Consider the following 22,163-nt stretch of genomic DNA (forward strand, 5'->3'; position numbering starts at 1 on the left):
GAAAAACAAGGGCCTAAATAAACTGGAGCAATCTCTTGCAGAATGATGGTAACCGCCTGTGCCGGCTATTGGCACACACACTACTGACCGCTCTATTGGCGACCACCTCAATGGTTAGCCAAGCGCAGCAAACACCCGACGACTACTACCGTGCTGAGTTCGTTATTTTGGAGCGCATTGTCGATCCAGGCAACGTCAGCGAACGCATGGTTAACCATCAGGTTGAGCCCCCTGTGACAACGGACAAATCCCTTTATCGTATTGATCAGGGCGGGTCTGCGCATTCCTCCTTAAAGCTGGTAAACCGTAACCAGCTACATCTAGGCAACGCTGCCAACCGACTTGAAAACAGCGGCCATTACCGAGTGCTTATGGCGGCTGGCTGGTACGAAGCTTTTCCGCCCGATTATAAGGGCGAGCCGCTACGCATAGAGCTGGGAGACTGGCTGCAGCAGGCAGGCCAGAGAGAGATAGAAGGCAACATCACAATTGACCGGCAACGCTACCTGCATGTGAATGTACACCTGAACCACTGGCAGGAAAGCAACGTTGCGCTCCCGGCTAAAATCGAAGGCGGCGAAACCGAAACACAAGATCAAGATACCGGCCTTGCAGCCGGCAACGAGCTAAGCCTTCAGTCAGAACCCCCCCTGGAATTGCTCACCTGGATCAGGGAAACCCGCCGGATGCGAAGTGAGGAAATCCATTTTCTGGACTCCCCGACCATTGGGGTGCTCGTATTCTTCAAAAAGATCAAGCCAAAGCAGTAAGGGCACCAAGATCGGCCATCGACGTTGCGAGAATCTGTCTGACACCAGACATTCCCTGTGCGATGGCCGCTTCAATCTCTTCCATGGAAATAATGTGGTCTGACTTTCCCGCTGCCCGGTTCACCACTAAACCCAGGCACACGTACCGCATACCCAGCTCGGCGGCCAGAGCAGCTTCTGGCATGCCTGTCATCCCCACCAGGTCACACCCATCCCGCTCCATGCGCCGTATTTCGGCAGCGGTTTCCAGCCTCGGGCCCTGAGTTGCTCCGTAAACACCAAACCCAGCGTGTAAAACCTCCCGTTTTTTGGCCGTTTGTATCAGAATATCCCGGGCCGTGTTGTCGTATGGCCAGGTAAAGTCAATGTGAGTGACTGCGTCTAAATCGCCCTCAAAGAAAGTGCTGGCCCGGCCCCAGGTGTAATCAATAATCTGGTCCGGAATAACCACGCAGGCTGGTGTCATATCGGGGTGTATGCCACCCACTGCGTTTACACCTATCACGGTGCGAACACCTGCGTCGTATAGCGCTTTCATATTCGCTTTGTAATTTACTTCGTGGGGCGGAATCCTGCTGGGATTGCCATGTCGGGAAAGAAACACAACAGGTTGTCCATGCAGGCTGCCCTCCGTCAGTTCCGATGAAGGAGCCCCCCAAGGTGTGCTGACAGTTTGGGTGCCGGTGACATTCAGGCCAGACAGCGTGGTCAGGCCGGTACCACCGATGATACCAACAGTTTGATTTTCAGTAGAATTCACTCGCCCTCTCCCTCACCATCCATGGATTGCTCGCCGACGTCACCCTTCCGGGTGTCATGGCGGCGACTACGCTGGTGTATGCTATTGCTGCGACGGGAAGCCCGCTGAGGCTCCTGGCCCTGATCCTCATCCCGGTCTTCAGGCTCGTCTCTATCCTGCTCAACGAACCGTATGTTCTCGCTCTCAGGAAGGCGGGTATCTTCACTAAGATGCAATGTTTGCGTTGGCAGCGCCACATGGCCGCCATGCCCCGTAATGACATCACTGATCTTCAACAAAACATCCTGCTTCACCTCATGGAAACGTACCCACTGAGTTGTTTTGGTGAACGCATAAACCATGATGTCCAGGGATGATGGGCTGAACGCCAAAAAGTTCACGATCAGGGTCTGGTCACTGGCAATGTCTTCGTGGTTTTCAAGCATTGAGCGAATATCGGAAACCACAGTCGTCATCTGGCTAACATCCGCATGGCGGATACCAATGGTTTCGTAAATTCGCCGGTTGCTCATCCGCGATGGATTTTCAACCGCAATGGTCGTGAACACCGCATTGGGAACATACAAAGGGCGCTTATCAAACGTTCGAATGGTGGTCAGGCGCCAACCTATCTGTTCCACGGTGCCTTCAATACTCCTGTCTGGCGAGCGGATCCAATCCCCCACCTTGAATGGCCTGTCGAGGTGAATAATAAAGCCACCAAAAAAGTTGGCCAGCAAATCCTTGGCTGCAAAACCCACCGCAATGCCGCCCACGCCACCAAAAGCCATGACCCCGGATATGCTGTAGCCCAGAGACTGCATGCCAATCAATACAGCCGTAATAATAACCACCGCCCGCGAAACCTTACTCACGGCGTTAATAGTGGTGTAATCCATGGGACTTTTCATTTTTACGGGGGATACGAGAATGCTCTCGATAGCCTTGATAATTCTCATCAGGGCCCAGACAACAATAACAATGAAGCCAATCTGCAACATGGTGCCATTGGCTTTAAATATCTCTGCCGACGAATAATGGTGTGCCACCTCCGCAGACCAGTACACACCCTGCAGCCAAAAAAAGGCCACCACAGGCGCACGGGCAGGGCTGCGTCGTCCCAAACATTGTCGGTTTTGGCAAACTTTCGTTCCAGCGCGCTAATAATATGGCCGGCAATGTACGCAGCGGCCGCGGTCCCCAGTACGAGCGCAAGCACCACAATACCCACACGCCAGGGCTCAGATAGCACGTCAAAGCTCGCGACCCAGCCATTCAGGGTGGCCATCATTTGTCCGATCATGGGATTCCTCTAATCAGTCCTGGCAATAAGAACTCAGCGAATGGTAACCAGCGCGCCCGGCTGGATACTGTCGAACAGCTCAATAACATCATCGTTACGCATACGAATACAGCCATGAGAGAGTGCCAACCCCATGGGCTCCGTATCGGGCGTACCATGTATGTATATAAAACGACGGAAGGTATCAATTCCGAAACCACGGTTTTTACCCGACTCCAGCCCGCAAAGCCAGAGAATGCGACTGAGAATCCAGTCTCGATCAGGGTAGTTGATGGCTAGTTCGGGGTTATAGATTTCACCGGTGGGACGGCGGGCGCGGAAAACCGTATTAGCGGGAAGCTTGCTGCCAATTTTGGCGCGTATATAGTGTTTGCCCACTGGCGTACACCCGCTTCCATTATTCTCACCTGCGCCATTCAGTGCAGTAGAAACAGGGTACTTTGCAACCACACTACCCTGCGCATCTAACAGGGTAAGCATTTGATGCTCAAGGCTGATCTCAATTGAACGAGCAGTATGCTTTTGATGACTCAAAACGATTGCAGCTCCCGCAAAGTTAAAAGAGGGAAGCCTACCCGAGTGGGAGCAACTCAGGCAACCGGAGCATTACTGTCGGCAGGGGGAGTCAGCATCGTATCCTGAGCCTGCATGCCAGCCGCCAGGAACGGCACCAGGCGCGCAGCAATCTCCTGGACCGTGGTCTCCACACCCAGCTTGTTACGCAGAATGTCCTGCAGTGCATCACTGCTGGACATGGTAAAGGCGGTAGCGCCCAGCATAAACTGAATGCGCCAGTAACGATCTACAGCTGAGAGTTGCGGTGTCGCCCCTTTCAAAAGGCGCATAAAGCGGCTAAAAGACTCGCTGTATTCCTGCTCCAGAAACTTGCGCAAATGCCCTTGTGACTGGGTATACGCCAACCCCAGCAGCCGCATGAAAATGGATATACCTCTTTCATTGCGCTGTGGCATGCGAACCGCACTTTCTGTAAGCGCCCAAAGGGTTTGATTCAGAGTGGGCGGCGCGCCTTCGCAACTTGCCTCCAACTCATCAAATGCGCTTTCGAGCGTCGCTGAGAAGGGTGTAAGAAAACGGCCAAAAACCGCCTGTATTAGCGCATTTTTAGAGCCAAAGTGATAATTAACAGCAGCCAGATTGACTCTGGCCTTGCTGGTAATCATGCGCAGGGAAGTTTCTGAAAAGCCCCGATCGGCAAACAGCTCTTCTGCGGCGTCTAGTATCCGGTCAACAGTATCAGACTGGGCCATTCTGGTTTCGGTGCCTCTAGCAAACGTCTGTTTGAAACATACGTTTGACGCACATTTATGTCAAGTTCTGTTCTCTGGCTCGGCCGCTGCTGTTTGCCAACCCTGGTCAATGGCCTCCTGATTGCCCTCGAAGAAAGCGGCCTGAACCCGACCATAAGCCTTTTCAGCCTCAAGAAGATAGATCAGATAAAGCCGAATATGCTCTCGCCGGGATAACGCTCGAGGGAGGGACTTTTGTTCCGACAAACCCAGAAGATTGCTGAACCGGGTATTTTTCAGTGCAGGATTAAACTCGGCCATGCGGGCACACTGCCAAATCAAGCCGTCATTGCCCTCAAGGTGCGCTGCGTGTTTTCGCGCATCCCGCATCATTCTCTGGCGCTTGATCAACAGGTCCAAATAGGAAGGTTTCGTGGTGTAAACACCACGGACAACAGGGATCCCAAGCAACAATATAATGACAAAGGCACCAAAGCCACCGCCGGCAATCCAGGCAGGCACGAAGCCTGTTAGTCCACTGAGAAATACGGTTGCCGCCACGAGCGCACTGAACAACCACAAATCCCGACTGCGGCGGGCGGTTGCAACATAGTAGTTATCTGGCCAATCAGACATTGCCAGCAAATCAAAATCCATCAGCAGCACCCGATCGCACTGGCGCAGCATCAGCCTTAACTTTCGTTGACGGGACTTTGCTTTCTCCGGGCCGCTATCCTCAACGCCACTACCCTGCCCCGGCGGCTCGCCATCCGCCCGGGAGTTGTCAGCCGAATGAGTGCCAGCATGTTCCTGGCCCTCTTGCTGGGCTGCCTGGTCGAGCGGGCCACCCTGATCCGCACCTTGCAAAGCCTCCACAGGTGCAGGAACAGGATCCGCCGCGCGCCCCGGCCGCAATACTGCACCCTGTGTTGTGCCTGATAATGCGCCTGTTGCTGTCTGATTCTGAGCCATGACACTGTACCCAATCCGTTAAAGAGCTTTTATTGTTCAAGCCATTCCCGATTGGCTATCGGCTACGCTTTCCAGATTTTGAATCAAGCGGCATCAAAAAGCACCTGCCAACACCCAAACTTGGCAACGGCAGCATGGCTCGTTATGCTTTCCGGCTCGCGATGCACTTGCACTTTGATGGGGTTTGATTATGTTCACAGGTATTGTCCAAGGGTTGGCTGATGTTGAGGCGGTTACCTCTGCAACCGGGTTGAGTACCTTCGCAATCCGCTTGCCGGACAATAGCGCAGAAGGCGTCACCACCGGTGCATCTGTGGCTATTAACGGCACGTGTTTGACGGTAACAAGCCAAACCGATAACACGCTGTTTTTTGATGCCATGCAAGAAACCTTGAAACTGACAACACTGGGCACGCTGAAACCAGGCCAAAGGGTCAATTTTGAGCGGGCAGCGCGCATTGGTGATGAAATTGGCGGGCACCTGCTTTCCGGCCATGTTCATGCCACCGCAAGCGTGGTTAAGATTATGCGGCCGGAAAACAACGTTACCATTTGGTTTGAAATTCCCGATCAGTGGGCTGACTATATTTTCCCTAAAGGCTATATAGCGATCAATGGCGCCAGCCTCACTATTGGCGAGGTGACTGGCAATCGATTCAATGTTCACCTGATTCCCGAGACCTTAAGGGCCACAACCTTTGGGGCAATCGAAGAGGGTATGTCGGTAAACATCGAGATTGACAGCCAAACACAGACGATTGTGGATACACTGGCGCGCCTGGGTTACAGCGGCCAGCGCCGCCCTGCTCCTTCAGTGTAAAAACAGGGGTATCAACCGGGCCAGGCTTCAAAGACAACAAATTTAGGGTTTGCGTCTAACTGGCGTACCTGCGAAAAAAAGCGCCGCAGCGATTTGTGATAACCAAGGTGCCGGTTGCCCACCATGAGCAGGCGGCCTGTTCCTGACAGGTTCCGGGACGCCTGCTCGAAAAGCTTCAAAGCAATATGATCCCCCACCACACCACCTTCATGAAACGGCGGGTTCAGCAGGATTCGCTCAAACGGCCCAACAGGGCCCGCCAAGCCATCCGCGTGAACAAACGAAGCCGCGGCCGAGGAAAACGCGGCCTCGGTGTTTCTGCGGGCGCTCAGCACAGCCTGGCTGGATACGTCGCTAAACGTTATGTCGATATCCGGTTTCGCCGCCAACGCGCTCAAGCCAAGAACGCCATTACCGCAAGCCAGATCCAGTACGCGCGCACCCGGCCGACAGGGTTTTAAAACAGATGCCAGATGGGGTAGCATCAAACGCGTGCCAATATCCAGCTTTTCCCGGGCAAACACCGCTGGCATGGCGTCGATACGCACACCCGTGCTTTCCAACTGATACCCGCTCCAGGTGCCGGGCCAGTTGTTTAACGTGGCTTCGCCGCGGCCACAGGTGATCACACGGGCCTTTTTTACCGCCCGGCTCACGCCTTTAACGTCTACCGCTTCGGCAAACACGTCCACACTGCTATCTGGCAGATGTTTGATCATTCCGGCCGCCAGCATAGTACCGCCAGGTTTAATGACCTGATTGGCCCAGCGCAGCAACCAAGCCAGATAATCCTTCTCACGGGGAATTTTCAACAGAATCAGGTCGTACGGGCCGGAGGGTGGTTGCTGCCAACTGCAGGTTTTTTCCGGCACGGCACAATCAGGGTTCTGGCGCACGTTCAGGGCCAGAGCAGCCTTTAACTGAGCATTGTCTGCCACCACATCTGGTGCGTACCCGGATAGCCCCAGGGTTAACGCGCCGTACTGGTCATCAATTACCAGAACCCGGGCTCCAGGGTCCGTGTGCAGGTAGCTGTAAGCCTCCTGTAACAGCAATTCGTCAGCGGCGCTCCAGGCGCGAAGGCTGGGATCATTGGTGCCGGGCCGGCTCAACGCCAGGTTACCACCTGAAAAATCCAGTACAGCAGTTGTCATGTCAGGCACCAGGTTGCTTTCTATTTATTCAGAAACGCACGCTATTTATTCCGAAACGCACGGTAAACCGTAAATCGGCTGTTTTCTTGCAGACGTTCAACGTTGCCAATGTAACGCTTGATTAATGGCTCATAAGGTAGAAAGCTGTTCGCCACCAGCCGCAACTCGCCACCCGGTTTCAAGTGTCGCTTCACATCCTGAAGGAACTGCTCTGTCATGGAGGTATCGGTTCTCACACCCGTGTGAAAGGGCGGGTTGCTGATGATTCCAGACCAGAGGCCGTCAAGGCCCGCGAGGCCGTCTGAGGCATACAGGGTACCGACAGCCTGATTACGCTGATAAGTCTCCCGCGCGCAAATTACCGCCTGAGACTGAACATCAACACCGTCAACACTGGCGACAGGCGCCTCACGCGCAGCCTGCCAGGCCTGGATCCAGGCACCTATAACTCCCGAGCCACAGGCAAAATCCAGCAAACTGTCAGCCTCTACCGGCTGCTCTTCCAGGGTCTCAAGCAGCAGCCGGGTGCCATCATCCAGGCTGTCCTGGCTGAAAATGCCCGGCAGTCCGGCAATATCAACCGATACACTTGCACACTCAACTGCCCGCCAGGTTAACCAGTCCTGAACCCGAAACCCCGCGGCCGGCTCGATGCTCTCTGCACACCATACCTGGCAGTGCCGGGCACTGTCGGCCTTGAATGCCTGGGGCGCGACGGCCTTCAATTGTTTGACAGCGCCGGCAATGCCTTCTTTTTTCTCGCCAATCAGTATTAACTGTGCCTTGTTGGTAGCAAGCGAGCGGGCAAGTGCCAGGCGCATTTCCAGCTCCGCACGGGCCTTGGGCAGAAAGACAACAATGCTGTCGTAGCTGCCTTGAGCAACCGCCGGATCGTCGTAACCAAAGCTTGCCTGCCAGGTTCCGTCACGCTCAAGCGCTTGAAACACGCCGGCATGCTCAGTCATGGCGAGACCGCTGGAAGGGAGTTTTGTCAACAGGTGTTCAGATGCAACACCCAACAGAGCCAACCGGCCGGATAACAGGTGCTGGTTTTTAAGCAGCGCCTGATGGGAGTTGGGCAAACCGGAGTGGGACAAACGTTGCATGAATCGGGAAGACCGTGTTGCGTTGAAATCTAGATTTTTTTCTGACGCCCTGAGCGTACTGGGCGCAGTATAAGCTCATCAAGACTGTTCTGCTTGACCTGTTCCCAGTTGTCTGCGCCTGAGACCCACAGCCCCATATCCCGTAATAAGCCGTCAGCAACATCGTACACAAAACCGTGAACATTCAGCCGTTGGCCCCGCTTCCAGGCTTCCTGAACAATGGTGTTCTGGCACACATGCCCCACCTGTTCAATCACGTTTAACTCGCACAGCCGGTCAATCTGATCCTGGTCGCTGCTACTGGCGTCCAGAACATTCTGGTGCAGGTCGCGCACATCCTGAACATGCCTCAACCAGTTACTGATCAAGCCAGCCCCTTCATTATGCAGAGCAGCCTTCACGCCACCACAACCATAATGGCCAACCACAAGAATGTGCTTGACCTTGAGCACTTCTATCGCGAACTGCAGCACGGAAAGACAATTAAAATCTGTGTGTACCACCACGTTAGCCACGTTTCTGTGTACAAAAAGCTCACCTGGCAACAGGTCAACAATCTGGTTGGCAGGTACACGGCTGTCGGCACAGCCAATCCACAAGTATTCCGGTGCCTGCTGATTCGACAAGCGATGAAAAAACTCCGGATCCTCGGCCTTGATGCCATCAGCCCAAGCCTGGTTTTTCTCAAGAAGGTGGTCAAGTTGACCCATGTGCACTCTCCATTTCGTGATTCCCGCCCATAATTGAACGGGAATCACGGCTTCAACGCAATACTCAATTTATCTGGATCAAGTCACTGGCTGCGTTTTTGTCTTGGCAATCAGTATCAGTCACCGTCTGGCTGATGCAGAGTGCTTTGTGCTAAATCCAGCAATTCGCGCAGGGCAACGGAGAACATCGCGTATTCAGGCTCTCTTACACTTTTAAGCTCTGCCAACATGGTTTTCCAGCGATCGATCATGTGATCATGCCGCAGCATCCAGTTTTCCACACACGCCGGTACATCCTCCGGTTTACTCGCCAGGTTCAGTACCCCTGTGGTTAGTGCTCGCTGCTGCCAGCCCAGATCTTCGCGGAAGCTTTCCCGCGCCAGTGCCTGCCAATGCGATGCAGGTGTGAGGCCGGTAATTGTGGTACCAAACCAGTTGAGATCGAGAAGGTCGCCCAGTTGGTAATAAAGATTGGCAACCGTCTTCAATGGCATGCCCGTAGCCTTCTGGGCTTCGATAATACCAAGTGACGAATTCAGATAGCCGGTGCCGGACAAAACCGAAGCCAATTCTGCAGGTAATCCGACCTTCTCCAGTGCCTTGTAGCGTTTTTCCCAATCTATGCGTGCCTGGCCACCCAAATAGTCTGACAGGCCAGACGTTATAGCCCACACACTGTCGGCATAGCGTTCCATTTGTCCTTCAATGCTTAACTCTGCCCGGCGGTTACGTAATAGCCACTGCACAGACCTGCGCATCAGGCGCATGAGATCCCCCATCAACTCTATTTGCAGTTCCGCCGGAATGTGGAAGTCCAGGTCTTCAACCTTGTCCCACCAGTTGTCTATTCGAAATACATCCCTGGTGACCAGCCAGGCCAACGCTATCGTTGCCGCATCGGCACCGGTGGACTGATTCATCCTTTCCACAAAGGTGATCCCCATGTGGTTGATCATGTCGTTAGCAATCTGCGTGGCAATAATTTCCCGTCGCAGCTGATGCTCACCAAGTTCTTTTGCGAAGTTCTTGGTCAGATCCCTGGGGAATACTTTATACATTTCCCGGGCAAGTACCGGGTCGTCTGGCAAGCTGCTGTCTATCAGCGTTTGCTTCAAATCGCCCTTCACATAGGCAATCATAACCGCCAGCTCAGGCCGGGTGAGGCCTTGCTTATTCAGTTTGCGCTCGCTCAGTGCGTCATCATCTGGCAGAAACTCTAGCGCCCGGTTCAGTTTGCCTTCACTTTCAAAGGTGTTCATTAACCGGCGGTATTCCTCAAGACGCGCTGCGGCGTCCTTGTTGGCAATACTGATGGCCTGGGTTTGCCGGTAGTTGTTCTTGAGCACAAGCGCCGACACATCACTGGTCATCTCTTCGAGCATAACGTTGCGCTTTTTAGCCGTGAGGTCCCCCATGGCTACGCAGCGGTTGAGCAGGATTTTCATGTTCACTTCGTGGTCTGAACAGTCAACGCCGCCGGAGTTATCAATAAAGTCGGTATTAAGTCGCCCGCCCTTCAGGGCATAATCGATGCGGCCAAGTTGGGTCATCCCCAGGTTGCCGCCCTCGCCCACAATCTTACAGCGCAAATCGCCGCCATTGATGCGCACGCCATCGTTGGCTTTATCGCCTACATCACTGTGGGACTCGCCACTGCCTTTCACGTATGTGCCTATACCACCTACCCATAGCAAATCAACCTGAGCTTTCAGGATGTGGGCAATCAACATATTGGGTGGCACCCGATCAGAATTGATACCTAGCAACTTCTTGATTTCCGGGCTGACTGCGATGGACTTGGCGCTCCGGTTAAACACGCCGCCGCCTTTGGAGATTAGCTTCTCGTTATAGTCTGTCCACGCCGAGCGTGGCTTTTCAAACAGACGTTTACGCTCTTTGTAGCTCTTGGCTGAATCTGGATTCGGGTCCACAAAAATGTGGATATGGTTAAATGCGGCTACCAGCCTGGTTTTCTCCGAACTGAGCAAGCCGTTACCAAATACGTCACCGGCCATATCGCCAATACCAATAGCGGTAAATTCGTCCTCTGCCGGGTTAATACCCACTTCACGGAAATGCCGCTCTACCGATACCCAGGCACCCGAAGCGGTAATGCCCATTTTTTTATGGTCGTAACCGTTGCTGCCGCCAGACGCAAACGCATCACCCATCCAGAAGCTGTATTCCGCTGCCAAGCCATTGGCTATGTCGGAGAATGTCGCGGTGCCCTTATCGGCCGCAACAACCAGGTAGTGATCGTCAGAATCATGGCGAACCACGCGCTCTGGCGGCTGAATGCCGGCATCCACCAGATTGTCGGTAATGTCGAGCAGGCCACGAATAAATGTTTTGTAGGCCACAATGCCTTCTGCCTGAAACGCTTCGCGATCAGAAGGGTCTGGCAGCTGTTTAGCTACAAAACCGCCCTTGGCGCCTACTGGAACAATCACCGCGTTTTTCACCTGCTGCGCCTTCACCAGGCCCAACACCTCGGTTCGATAATCCTCAAAACGATCAGACCAACGCAGGCCACCACGGGCAACCTTACCGCCCCGCAGATGAACACCTTCCACTCGCGGCGAGTACACGAAGATTTCGTAAACCGGCAGGGGTAGCGGCATGTCTGGAATCCGGGAAGGATCAAACTTAACGCTGATGTATGATTTCGGCCCGCCCGCCTCGTCGTGTTGATAGTAGTTGGTGCGCAGCGTGGCCTGCATTAGCTCTAAATAGAGCCTCAGAACACGATCTTCACTGAGATTGGCCACCTCTTCCAGCCCGGCGCTAAATTCGATTTCAAGCTTTTGCTGTGCGGCCTGACACTTGCCTTCGCTTTGGAAGCGATCCGGATTGAAACGTACTTCAAAGTATTCAAGCAGAATTCGAGTGAGCCCTACATGGTTCACCAAGGTGTTGGAAATAAAGGTTTGACTGTTGGAAAAGCGAATTTGCCGCATATACCGGGCAAAGGTGCGCAATAAAGCAATTTCTCGCCAGCTCATGTAGGAAGTAATGAGCATGCGGTTGAACGCATCGTTTTCGGCCTCGCCGTACCATACCCGGTGGAACAGTTCTTCAAATATAGGCCGAACCCTATGGATATCGACTACCGTTCCGCCCTGGGCGTATAGCGTGAAATCGTTAATCCAAACGCTTTTATTGTTGCGATCGGTTACCTCAAATGGATGCTCGCCCAGCACTCTGAAGCCAAGGTTGTCGAAAATGGGCATTACGTCAGACAGTGGCAGGGGCTGGTCTGGATAGAACAGTTTGAAGTGCAGCGTACTTTCGTCTTCTTCCTGCGCCCGGTAAAAGCTCATGGTCAGGTCGTTTTCAGACGACGCGGCAGAGATATGTTCCAGATCGATAGCAGCACGACGTGGCGAGAACATTTCGATATAACTCGCCGGAAAACCCGTAGCCCAACACCGGTAAAGCTCGTTACCCTGTTCTTCACCGCAGGCCTCGGTAAGTGCTGTTGAGAGCCCATCGCGCCAGGACTGCGCAATTTCGAAAACCTTTTCGCGAATTTCGGCAATCGGCAGTGTGCGGTTATCAACCTGAGCCACCCGAATCGTAAACTGAACCCGAGCTAATACAGACTCCGAAAAGTGCGTAACAAACTCAATGTCTTCAGCTTGCAGACTATCCATCAATACTTTTTGAACCCTCAGGCGGAGCTCAGTGGTATAGATATCTCTTGGAAAAAACGCGAGGCAGGTAACAAACTGACCGTAAACGTCTTCGCGCATAAACAGCTCAATGCGGCGGCGCTCCTGTATATACAGGATGCTTTTGGCTACACTCAGCAGTTCGCTTTCTTCAATCTGAAATAGCTCGTCTCGAGGATAAACCGTCAGGATTTGCTCGAGCTCCTTGCCGGCGTAATCGTCAAGCAGAAACCCGGAGCGCTTAATAACATTCTGAAACTTGCGCTTAAGCAGCGGAATTTCATCTGGCCGCTCGTTGTAGGCACGGGCTGTATACAGGCCCAGAAAACGGCGCTCACCGACAACCTCACCTTTTTTATTGAATTTTTTGACCGCAATATAATCCGGATACGCGGGGCGATGCACTCTGGAGCGCTGTGCAGATTTGGCAAAAATCAGAATGTCATCGGCGCGAGTCATCTCATTGCGAGTGCGCTTGGGAAGATCATTGAGACGAACCCGCTCAGGCCGCTCATTGTTCACCCGTAATATGCCCAGCTCAGACTTTCCTACCCGGTTGGCAGTTAAGCCCGACTTGTCTTTAACGAAATCGTATTCATCATAACCAAGGAAGGTAAAATGATCGCGCAAGAGCCAGTTAAGAAACGCCTTTGCCTCGTCTTTTTGTGCACCGCTGATACCCGATGTGGCAGCATCCAGCTCTTTGATGATTTCGTTTACTTTGTCGGTGACTAACGGGAAGTCAGACACGGCAATTCGCACTTCGTGCAATACTGTTTGCAAGGTTTTCTCAAGATCTCTGAGGTCTTCTGGGTTGCTGTGCCTGTCTATTTCCAGAACGATAAACGCCTCATAGTCAGCTGATGAATGCCCTTTTTTAGCTGGCATCAGCTCTTTTAACTTTCCGGAATTATCACGTTCTACCTGCAAAATGGAGTGCTGGATAGAATGGGTTCCAATTTCCTGCTGGTTGATTGCTATGCGCAGCGAGTCAATCAGGAAGGGAATGTTCGGGTGCAAAATAAACACAACTGTGTGGGTAGATTGCCAGCCATCACTTTCCAGATCCGGATTGAACACCGACACGGGCGTTTGTTCATCGCTGCGTTTTTGCAGAAATTGCCAGGCTGCCAATGCGGCGCCGTAGGTATCGGAAAGGCGCCGACTGAGCAACTCCTCTAACGGAATATGGGCATAATGCTGTTTAACAAATTCGCTGATTTTTTTAGCTTCGGCCTTAGCAATTTTTTTGGAAAATTCATCAGCCAAACGCTCAAAAAACTGATCTTTGCTAGCCACTGTCAGCGCATTCATGGGCAACCTCAGATAGTGTGAAATAAACGTAATCGGGATATCGTGAGATAAGCATAGTCAAACCCTTGATTTTTGCTGCACAGACACCAAAACTGCGGCAACTACTTACGCACGAGAGCAATCACTTCCAATGTCGTTACAGCATACGTTCGGTGAGCTACGTTCACAGTTAGCAAAAAGAATTATTGGGCAAGCCAAACTGGTAGACCGCCTTCTGGTTGCATTGCTTGCCGATGGCCACCTTCTGGTTGAAGGTGCTCCCGGCCTGGCAAAAACCACTGCTATAAAAGCCTTGGCGGATCATCTCACCGGTGACTTTCACCGCATTCAGTTCACTCCAGATTTGTTGCCATCCGATGTCACCGGCAGTGAGATTTACCGTGCCGAAACCGGGCTCTTTGAATTTCAGCGGGGACCGATTTTCCATAACCTTGTGCTGGCCGATGAAATCAACCGCGCACCGGCGAAGGTACAGTCTGCCTTGCTGGAGGCCATGGGCGAACGCCAGGTAAGCGTGGGCATGCGTACCTTCCCCCTTGATCGCTTGTTTATGGTTATGGCTACCCAAAACCCCATTGAGCAAGAAGGCACCTACCCTCTGCCCGAGGCCCAACTAGACCGATTCTTGATGCACGTGGTTATTGGTTATCCCTCAGCAGAAGCAGAGCAGGCCATTCTGCACCTGGCCAGAAGCGATTACAGGCAAGGCCAGCCTGCTGCCGATATTCGCCTGACCGCAGATCAGGTATTTGAAGCCCGGGCCCAGGCAGCCGACGTGTTTATGGCTGAATCGGTTGAGCAGTATCTGCTTGCTCTGGTACTAGCAACAAGAGACCCCGGCACGTTAGACCCGGAGTTGGCACGCTGGACAGCGTTTGGCGCCAGCCCAAGAGGAACCATTGCTCTGGATCGCTGTGCCAGAGCAATGGCGTGGCTAGATGGCCGGGATTACGTAACCCCGGACGATGTTCGTGCGGTTGCATTCGACGTGCTCAGACACCGGATTCTGCTAACGTTTGAAGCCGAGGCTGAAGGCATAACCGCCGACAAAGTCATCCAACGCCTGATTGATCGTGTACCAGTAAGCGCTTGAGGCTGGACATGAAAGCAACCGACAGCGATGCAACAACCCGCATCAGCCTGCAGGCACTCATCCGCCTGCAGGCTGATGCCAGGGCGCTAAAACTGCCATCGGCACGTCCGGCGCGAGCTCGACAGGCAGGGCTCCAACATTCTTCCCAGCGTGGACGTGGAATGGCGTTTGCCGAAGTACGGCTGTACCAACCGGGTGATGATATCCGCAGCATTGACTGGCGGGTAACGGCCCGACGCCAGGCGCCTCACACCAAACTTTACGAAGAAGAACGGGAGCGCCCGGTGCTGCTACTGTGCGATCTTGGCCCTACACTTTTCTTTGCCAGTGCCGGTGCCTTCAAGCAGGTGCGTTGTGCTCAGCTTTCAGCCATTCTTGCCTGGTTATCCCTATCGGCAGGCGATCAGGTAGGCGGCATTGTCTTTAACGGCGACACTTTAACAGTCCAGCGCCCGGCAAGGCGCAAAAAATCTGTACTGCGACTGCTCGACACAGTGGCCAGTCAGCAACGCACATCAATAGATAGCCCGGCGTCAAAAACCACTCTTGATACGGCCCTTGGTGAAGCGCGGCGAGTTGCTCATACCGGCAGCCGTATCTTTGTGATCAGCGATTTCCTCAACATATCGGAGAAAACAACGTCGTTACTGGGTGCGCTGGCCCGCCATAACAGTGTCAGTGCACTCAGAGTTGTCGATCCGTTAGAACAGACGCTACCGCAAAGCGGCCGCTTTGCCATTGCAGGAGAAGGCGGCCCTGTGTGGTTTGATGCTTCAAACAGCAGTTTCCAACAGGCTTGGCGTAAAAAAATCACCCATCACGAAGCTGCCCTTGAAGAATGTTTTCGTTTGTCTGGCGTCAGCGCAACCGACGTTTCAACGCAAGAAGCGCCGGCGGTAAGCCTTAAAGCCATACTCGGGCCGGGAGGACGAATCGGATGATGCCCGACGACCCTCTTAGCCAGCTTCGTGATATTCACCTGCCACAGACCGGCGGCTTTTGGCCGCCCGCACCCGGCTGGTGGATTCTGGCATTTGTGCTTCTTGCAGGCGTCGCAGCATTGATTTGGCTGGTACGCCGTCGCCACCGCCGTAACCTTTGGCTGAAGCTTGCCAAGGCTGAATTGGCCAACCTCGAACGCACGGCGGCAAAAGAACCACAATGGTTTACGCAACTGAATACGCTGCTCAAACGAGTGGCGCGCGAGCGTTACCCGAGTGAACACCCTGAGGCGCAATCTGGCGACCAATGGGCCGCCTACTTGCTACGCCGCGCCCCAGACGGCCAGACCGCACAGCAACCGGTTGTGGAAGCATTGGTAAACAGTGCCTGGCAACCAACGCCAACCGCCGAACCCGCACAAGCCCTGGATTTCGCCCATACCTGGCTGGAGGCACAAAAATGTTAAGCCTCGCCTACCCTTGGGTACTGCTGCTAAGTTTGGTGCCCGTGCTTTTGCAGTGGAAAAAACCCACGGCGCACGCTGTAGATGCCCCAGTCTTTCCCATAGGCCACTGGCTCTCGGACTTGCCGGGTGTTTCTCGTCAGGGCAACGCCGTGCCTCGCTGGCAAACTCTGTTGTTAGTACTGGCTTGGGTGTTACTGGTGCTGGCACTGGCGCGCCCGCAGCACGTGGGTGAGCAGATCCAAATGCCGGTGTCCGGACGCGATCTCATGTTGGTTGTGGATATTTCACCCAGTATGGAAGAGCAGGACATGGTTCTTCAGGGGCGCAGCATTAATCGCTTACAGGCGGTTAAAAGAGTATTGAACGAGTTCATTGATCGCCGAAAAGGTGATCGGCTTGGCCTTATATTGTTCGGCACAGAACCCTACGTTCAAGCGCCCCTGACATTCGATCTCAAAACTCTTGAAACCCTGTTGCACGAATCAGGCATTGGCATGGCCGGGCGTGCAACCGCTATTGGCGACGCCGTAGGCCTGGCCACCAAACGCTTGCGCGACAGACCCCAACAGCAGAGAGTTGTAGTACTGCTCACAGATGGCGCCAACACGGCCGGTGAAATTACGCCAGACAAAGCTACCGAAATAGCAGCGGCTGCTGGAGTTCGCCTTTACACCATCGGCATAGGCGCCGATTCCATGATCCAGCGCGGGCTGCTCGGCTCCCGCCGGGTAAACCCTTCCAGAGATCTGGATGAAGACTTGCTAACCCGTATGGCCCAGCAAACCGGTGGCGAATACTTTCGCGCCCGCAACCTGCCAGAGTTGGAGATGATTTACGAAACCATCAACCAGCTTGAGCCCATTGAGCTGGATGGCAAATTCTACCGGCCAGTCACCGAACTGTTTTTCTGGCCTGCAGGCATAGCCGCAGCGCTGTGGCTTAGCCTTTTTGTTTTCCGGCGCAATACAAGCAGGCTTAATCGGGTTCGCCAACACACGGGCAGGAGCGTGAACCATGGCTGATTTCCACTTTCTTCGCCCGCTGTGGTTACTCCTGCTTTTGGTTATACCCGCGCTCTACCTTGTACTGAGGAGCAAAGGGACGGGTAATAGCGGCTGGTCTGGCCTGATTCCTGAACCATTTTTATCGCCGGTTATCCGGCGTTACGGCGGCGTTTCACAAAAGCCCGGCTCAAGGCTTTTCCCGGCAATCAGCGCGGTTGTTATCCTGGCTATAGCGCTTGCGGGCCCAGCTTGGCGTGAAGCACCCACCCCTCTGAAAAAACCGGGCGATAGCCTGGTGATTGTGCTCGACCTGTCGCTCTCCATGCTGGCAACCGATCTGGAGCCAGATCGTCTTACCCGGGCAAAGCGCAAGATTCGCGATATACTCACCGTGCGTGAAGGTAGTCTAACCGGGTTAGTGGTGTATTCAGGCGATGCCCATGTCGTGACGCCCCTAACCGACGACAGCAACACGCTGGCAGGCATGCTCAATGTGCTTGACCCGGTGATCATGCCCGCTCAAGGCAATCGTTCTGATCTGGCTATCGCCAAAGCCAGCACCTTGCTGGAACAGGGTGCTCCGGGCGAGGGCCGCATTTTGCTGATTACAGATGACGTGCCAGATCGCTACACTGGGCCCATCCTCGATTCACTTGCGGGAACCAACCACACCCTGAGCACTTTAGCTGCCGGCACCCGGGATGGCGGACCTATTCCGCTGGCCAAACGTGGTTTTATTCGGGATAACGGCAACATTGTGATCGCTCGAACAGACCCGGATAGGCTCGCAGAGCTTGCCCGCGATACCGGCGGCACAAGCCACGAGCTAACACTGGATGACAGCGACATAGCCAGCCTGAACCTCAGCCCCGAGGAATCTGATGAATGGCAGGATACAGACAGCGGGCTCACCATAAACCGCTGGAAAGATGACGGTTACTGGCTGTTATGGCTGGCTCTGCCGTTGTTGTTACTGGGCTGGCGTCGTGGTGCTTTTACAGCCATGGCACTGATTTTATTGCCTGCGATCCCTCAGCCTGCGGCTGCCATGGACTGGGATAGCCTCTGGCAGCGGGAAGATCAAAGAGCCCCAGAGCTGATTCAACAGGATGCCAGCAATGCAGCGAAGGTGCTTAAATCACCCGACTGGCGAGGCTCAGCGCTCTACAAAGCTGAACAATACGAACAAGCTGCCAAGGCCTTCGCCGCAACAGAATCGAGTTTGGCTGACTATAACCGCGGCAACGCCCTGGCCAAAGCAGGTAAGCTCGAAAAAGCTCTTAAGGCCTATAACAGCGCCCTGGATCGCAACCCGGATATGGAAGATGCCAGGGTAAACCGGCAATTGGTTGAAGACCTGCTTAACAAACAAAAAGAAGAATCTAGCCAAAAGCAGGGTGACAGCTCCGAGTCTTCTGAAAATGAATCTGACCAATCCCAGCAACAGGGGCAAAGTGAAGCTCAAGAAAAGCCGGGCGAAGAGTCACCCGCAAAGGCACAGCAAAGCGAGAGATCAAATACCTCGGACCCAGAACCTGGCAAAGAAGAAGCTCAGGCACCAGCGCCAGTATCCGAGACCCCACTGTCGCAGAGCCAGGAACAATCACTGCGGCGGATTCCCGATAACCCTGGCGGTCTTTTACAGCGGAAGTTCCTGCAGCAATATCAGGAGCGCCAAACACCACCCGATGAGGGCGACACACCATGGTAAAAAGGCTGATTATTTCCTCTATTCGGCTGACGGTTTTGGCGGCGTTGATGATTCTCTGGCTACCAGCCTTTGCCGGCGAGCTCACCGCTGAGCCAGACAAAACGCGGCTGTACGAAGGCGATGTTTTGACGCTTACCGTTAAAGGCAGCACAAAAATCGACATTAGCCTGAGTAATATTTTCGATTTTGATATCTCCAGCCTGCCTGCGCCGGATATTGAAAAGGTATCCCCAGACTTCGACATACTTGCCCGCAATCAGCGCTACAGCATTCGCACCATCAATGGCGACATGGTGGGGGAAATAACCTGGACCTATCAACTCGCACCTAAATCCACCGGGGAACTCACCATCCCTGCACTGAGTTTTCAGGATGCGGTCTCTGACCCGGTCACCATAGAAGTGTCAGACGGCGCCCCGCCAGACCAGGAAAATGAGAACCGGGACAGTTTTATTGAGCTCACCGCCGACAAGGCAGACGTTTACGTTCAGGAGCAACTTATTCTTACGGTTCGGTTGTTCTTCCGGGGCAACCTGATTCGTGGTGAGCTGTCGGACCCTGAACACCCCAATGCGGTGATAGAACCCCTGGGCAAGCAAAAAGAGTCTTCGCGCGTGCGTGATGGCGTGCGTTACCGGGTGGTAGAAAGACGCTATGCGTTATTTCCGCAACAGCCTGGCACACTGAACTTGCCAGCTATACGGTTTGAAGGCCAGGCAAGGGGTGCCGATGGCTCACTCAAGTTTCTGCGGGACAGCGCAGAGCTTTTTGAGGTGCAGGTAAAAGATGTGCCCGCAGAGTTCACTGGCTCTACCTGGCTGCCAGCATCCGACCTTACACTGGCTGAGGCTGGCATGCCGCCGACCCTGAACCTGAAAACCGGAGAAAACCTCACACGCACCCTCAGTTTGCAGGCCACCGGTTTGCCTTCAGAGGCTTTGCCTCCCCTGCCAGACTCTGTGCCTGACGGGCTTCGCAGTTATCCTGAAGCCCCTCAGCGGGACAGCAGTGCTGGCCCAGCTGGCATAACATCAACCCTTACCCAAACCAGGGCGCTGGTTCCCGTAGCTCAGGGCAACCTCACGCTGCCGGCAATTCGTATTCCCTGGTGGGATACTGAGTCGAACAGTGAAAAAGTAGCCTTGATCCCCGCACAAACCCTGAACGTCACCCGTGCGGGTGAAAACAACGCGACAGAGCCTCCGGCCGGGCCGGCAGATAACCAGATCACTCCGCCAGAAACAGACAGCAAAGAAAACAGCGCCAATACCTTAAACAGCACGGGCAATGGACACTTCTGGCAATGGGTCAGCCTTGCGCTGGCCGGCGTCTGGATACTGACCATGCTGGCCTGGTGGCGAACCCGCCGCATGGCCCTGCAACCGCCGGTCAAAACGCACTCATCAGGCACCGGGGGCGAACAGGCTGTATTCGAGCAACTGCTTGTCGCTGCAAGCAACGGTCACGCATCCACGCCTGGCCTGTTTGTCACCTGGGCGGATATGCGCTTGCCCGGCCACAACTTTCACTCAGCAGGAGATGTTTTCCGGGTATTCCCGCAACCTGAACTGGAAGTGGAGCTACGCAAACTGCAGGCGCATCTGTTCAGCCCGAGCCCCGTGACCGGGAATACGCGTGCAGAGGACGAAGCCCAGGGTACAAAGGCTGCCTGGAACGGCACAGCGCTAACCAAGGCTCTCAGGCAAGCCCGGGGCAAGCTGGAAAGCGGGTTTTCGGAAAAGGGCTTGCCACCCCTCTACCCTGGCGGCCTTTCGGTGCCCGGCTAGAGCAAATGCGATGAACCCGGAGCGGCTCAGTCGATCAACTGCTGATCGATCACCAGCTCCACCGGCTCATCCTGGTCTTCCGAGACCGCAAGGGGTGAATCCGTACTGCCCTGCCAGTCACCCGGCTGGGCGCTGATATTGCCCGAGCGTGTCAGGCGGGCTGTTACCAACACCTTGTCAACGCCGGATATCACTGCTTGCGGTGCCATAGCCCGGCTGTCATCCAGCCGTATGTCTGCAGGCAAAGCGCCGGCGGTTAACCTGACAACCGCCAGAGGCGGTCCCGACTGCGCATTGGCGGCCCGGGCAAAGACAAACAGCGTGGTGTCTTCCGGAATATCGTTTTGCAGAGCCTCATCAATAGCCACCCTAACGGTCACGCCCTCGCCGCTTGCATTCGGGCTACCAGCAGAAGATTGAAGCGCAGGCCCGGTTTCCGGCGGTTGTTCGCCAAGTCGGGAATAGGCCTCTTTTATACCGCCCTGAATAGACGCCAACTGCGGGTGATCCGGCGCCACGGTCTGAATACGCTCCCAGTACTTGATTGCATTACGGTAGTTGCCCTCGCTGAAGGAGTAGATACCCAACAGGCCAAGTGAATTCACTTCGTCCGGGTTCAACGCTCTCGCTTCTTCAATGGCAGTCGTTACCTTTTCATTCATGGCACCCTGGCTGCGGAAAAACTGTGCCTGGGCAGCTAGCCCCAAAGCCACCGCCCGGGAGGCATCATCAGAGCGAACGTTATCGGCCAACTTACGGAATGCCCAGGCAGCGTCTTCATGGCGTTCCAACCGCATGTAGGTTTGCCCCAGCATAGCCCAGCCGTCCGGATTGTCCGGGCTTGACTCGAGCCTGGCTCGCAACTGTGACGCCAGCTCATTCATCTGCGCAGCGCGGGCCTCGTCGGAATTCCCCAACTCCTGCATGGCAACAAAAGACTCGACTCTATCCATCGCGCCCCACTTGTCATAAAGCAGAACCGTGGCCGCAGGAATCAAAAGTATTGATAACAGAGCTACCGCCATGGCGGCCTTGCGGCCCGGGACAGTTTTGGCCGGAGCTTCGTTATCCGGAACATCGTCCAGCATGGCGCCGGCAAGTTCATCCCTGAGTTGCTGATAGCTTTCTTTGTCAATAATGCCCGCCTGGTGTTCTTTTTCGAGCTCCGCCATGCGGCTGCGGTAGGCCATCAGGTTCTGGTTTCGCAGATCTGCTTGCTGTCGGGCATCCCGACGCTGGAACATTACAGGGTAGAGTACAAATGCCAAGGCAAGAATGATCAATACCGTTGCGGCAATCCAAAAGGTTTCGGTCATGGAGATATCGTCACAGATTCAAAATGAATAAAGCGGTG

The 22,163-nt window shown here is 54.3% G+C and carries 18 protein-coding genes and 1 pseudogene; 9 read left to right on the top strand and 10 right to left on the bottom strand.

Going from position 1 to position 22,163, the window contains the following annotated elements:
* The first annotated feature begins 35 nt into the window (after nt 1-35).
* Entirely contained in the window at nt 36-770 is a 735-nt protein-coding gene (locus ACTHYN_RS10420) for a CsiV family protein (RefSeq protein ID WP_441812386.1), read from the top strand.
* Here ACTHYN_RS10420 and ACTHYN_RS10425 read toward each other — a convergent pair.
* The 5 genes and pseudogenes from ACTHYN_RS10425 to ACTHYN_RS10445 all read right to left on the bottom strand — a co-directional run bounded on the left by ACTHYN_RS10425 (nt 754) and on the right by ACTHYN_RS10445 (nt 5,031).
* A complete protein-coding gene (locus ACTHYN_RS10425; protein WP_441812387.1) occupies nt 754-1,530 on the bottom strand; it encodes an S-methyl-5'-thioinosine phosphorylase in 777 nt (258 codons plus the stop codon). The genes ACTHYN_RS10420 and ACTHYN_RS10425 overlap by 17 nt on opposite strands.
* Nucleotides 1,527-2,812, bottom strand: a pseudogene (locus tag ACTHYN_RS10430) (mechanosensitive ion channel family protein). Before ACTHYN_RS10430 ends, ACTHYN_RS10425 begins: the two are co-directional and overlap by 4 nt.
* Nucleotides 2,813-2,845: 33 nt before the next feature.
* The gene (locus ACTHYN_RS10435) at nt 2,846-3,352 is read right to left on the bottom strand and encodes a L,D-transpeptidase family protein (protein ID WP_441812404.1); all 507 of its coding nucleotides are present in this window, start codon (nt 3,350-3,352) and stop codon (nt 2,846-2,848) included.
* A 50-nt stretch (nt 3,353-3,402) separates the two neighbouring features.
* The gene (locus tag ACTHYN_RS10440) at nt 3,403-4,080 is read right to left on the bottom strand and encodes a TetR/AcrR family transcriptional regulator (RefSeq protein ID WP_441812388.1); all 678 of its coding nucleotides are present in this window, start codon (nt 4,078-4,080) and stop codon (nt 3,403-3,405) included.
* Between the two features lie 60 nt (nt 4,081-4,140).
* The gene (locus ACTHYN_RS10445; RefSeq protein ID WP_441812389.1) at nt 4,141-5,031 is read right to left on the bottom strand and encodes a hypothetical protein; all 891 of its coding nucleotides are present in this window, start codon (nt 5,029-5,031) and stop codon (nt 4,141-4,143) included.
* Between the two features lie 32 nt (nt 5,032-5,063).
* On the opposite strand from ACTHYN_RS10445, the gene ACTHYN_RS10450 reads away from it, so the two are divergent.
* Together ACTHYN_RS10450 and ACTHYN_RS10455 are read left to right on the top strand one after the other, a co-directional pair.
* On the top strand, nt 5,064-5,219 hold the full coding sequence (locus tag ACTHYN_RS10450; protein WP_441812390.1) for a hypothetical protein: 156 nt from the start codon (nt 5,064-5,066) through the stop codon (nt 5,217-5,219).
* Nucleotides 5,220-5,221: 2 nt separating this feature from the next.
* The gene (locus tag ACTHYN_RS10455) at nt 5,222-5,851 is read left to right on the top strand and encodes a riboflavin synthase subunit alpha (RefSeq protein ID WP_441812391.1); all 630 of its coding nucleotides are present in this window, start codon (nt 5,222-5,224) and stop codon (nt 5,849-5,851) included.
* Nucleotides 5,852-5,862: 11 nt separating this feature from the next.
* On the opposite strand, the gene ACTHYN_RS10460 is transcribed toward ACTHYN_RS10455, so the two are convergent.
* The 4 genes from ACTHYN_RS10460 to ACTHYN_RS10475 all read right to left on the bottom strand — a co-directional run bounded on the left by ACTHYN_RS10460 (nt 5,863) and on the right by ACTHYN_RS10475 (nt 13,806).
* Complete coding sequence (locus ACTHYN_RS10460) at nt 5,863-7,005, bottom strand: methyltransferase (RefSeq protein ID WP_441812392.1); 1,143 nt, start codon at nt 7,003-7,005, stop codon at nt 5,863-5,865.
* A gap of 41 nt (nt 7,006-7,046) precedes the next feature.
* Nucleotides 7,047-8,111 carry a methyltransferase gene (locus ACTHYN_RS10465; RefSeq protein ID WP_441812393.1) on the bottom strand — a complete coding sequence of 355 codons (1,065 nt, stop codon included), beginning with the start codon at nt 8,109-8,111 and terminating at the stop codon, nt 7,047-7,049.
* A 29-nt stretch (nt 8,112-8,140) separates the two neighbouring features.
* Nucleotides 8,141-8,821, bottom strand: a complete 681-nt coding sequence (gene can, locus ACTHYN_RS10470) for a carbonate dehydratase (RefSeq protein ID WP_441812394.1) — start codon at nt 8,819-8,821, stop codon at nt 8,141-8,143.
* Between the two features lie 116 nt (nt 8,822-8,937).
* The gene (locus tag ACTHYN_RS10475; RefSeq protein ID WP_441812395.1) at nt 8,938-13,806 is read right to left on the bottom strand and encodes an NAD-glutamate dehydrogenase; all 4,869 of its coding nucleotides are present in this window, start codon (nt 13,804-13,806) and stop codon (nt 8,938-8,940) included.
* A gap of 130 nt (nt 13,807-13,936) precedes the next feature.
* Here ACTHYN_RS10475 and ACTHYN_RS10480 point away from each other — a divergent pair, with 130 nt between their 5' ends.
* From ACTHYN_RS10480 to ACTHYN_RS10505, 6 genes are read left to right on the top strand one after another with little or no spacing between them, the layout of a single operon-like run.
* Nucleotides 13,937-14,899, top strand: a complete 963-nt coding sequence (locus tag ACTHYN_RS10480; protein ID WP_441812396.1) for an AAA family ATPase — start codon at nt 13,937-13,939, stop codon at nt 14,897-14,899.
* Nucleotides 14,900-14,907: 8 nt separating this feature from the next.
* A complete protein-coding gene (locus tag ACTHYN_RS10485; protein ID WP_441812397.1) occupies nt 14,908-15,840 on the top strand; it encodes a DUF58 domain-containing protein in 933 nt (310 codons plus the stop codon).
* A complete protein-coding gene (locus tag ACTHYN_RS10490) occupies nt 15,837-16,307 on the top strand; it encodes a DUF4381 domain-containing protein (protein WP_441812398.1) in 471 nt (156 codons plus the stop codon). The genes ACTHYN_RS10485 and ACTHYN_RS10490 overlap by 4 nt, the downstream gene beginning before the upstream one ends.
* Nucleotides 16,301-17,329 carry a vWA domain-containing protein gene (locus tag ACTHYN_RS10495; RefSeq protein WP_441812399.1) on the top strand — a complete coding sequence of 343 codons (1,029 nt, stop codon included), beginning with the start codon at nt 16,301-16,303 and terminating at the stop codon, nt 17,327-17,329. The genes ACTHYN_RS10490 and ACTHYN_RS10495 overlap by 7 nt, the downstream gene beginning before the upstream one ends.
* Entirely contained in the window at nt 17,322-19,022 is a 1,701-nt protein-coding gene (locus ACTHYN_RS10500) for a VWA domain-containing protein (RefSeq protein ID WP_441812400.1), read from the top strand. Before ACTHYN_RS10495 ends, ACTHYN_RS10500 begins: the two co-directional genes overlap by 8 nt.
* On the top strand, nt 19,016-20,809 hold the full coding sequence (locus tag ACTHYN_RS10505; protein WP_441812401.1) for a BatD family protein: 1,794 nt from the start codon (nt 19,016-19,018) through the stop codon (nt 20,807-20,809). The genes ACTHYN_RS10500 and ACTHYN_RS10505 overlap by 7 nt, the downstream gene beginning before the upstream one ends.
* Before the next feature lie 26 nt (nt 20,810-20,835).
* Here the strand turns inward: ACTHYN_RS10505 and ccmI are convergent, their stop codons facing one another.
* Nucleotides 20,836-22,125: a c-type cytochrome biogenesis protein CcmI gene (gene ccmI / locus ACTHYN_RS10510; protein ID WP_441812402.1), complete on the bottom strand. Its 1,290-nt coding sequence runs from the start codon at nt 22,123-22,125 to the stop codon at nt 20,836-20,838.
* Nucleotides 22,126-22,163 lie beyond the last annotated feature (38 nt).

Origin of the sequence: Marinobacter sp. (assembly GCF_052091845.1) — a bacterium.
GTDB lineage: Bacteria > Pseudomonadota > Gammaproteobacteria > Pseudomonadales > Oleiphilaceae > Marinobacter.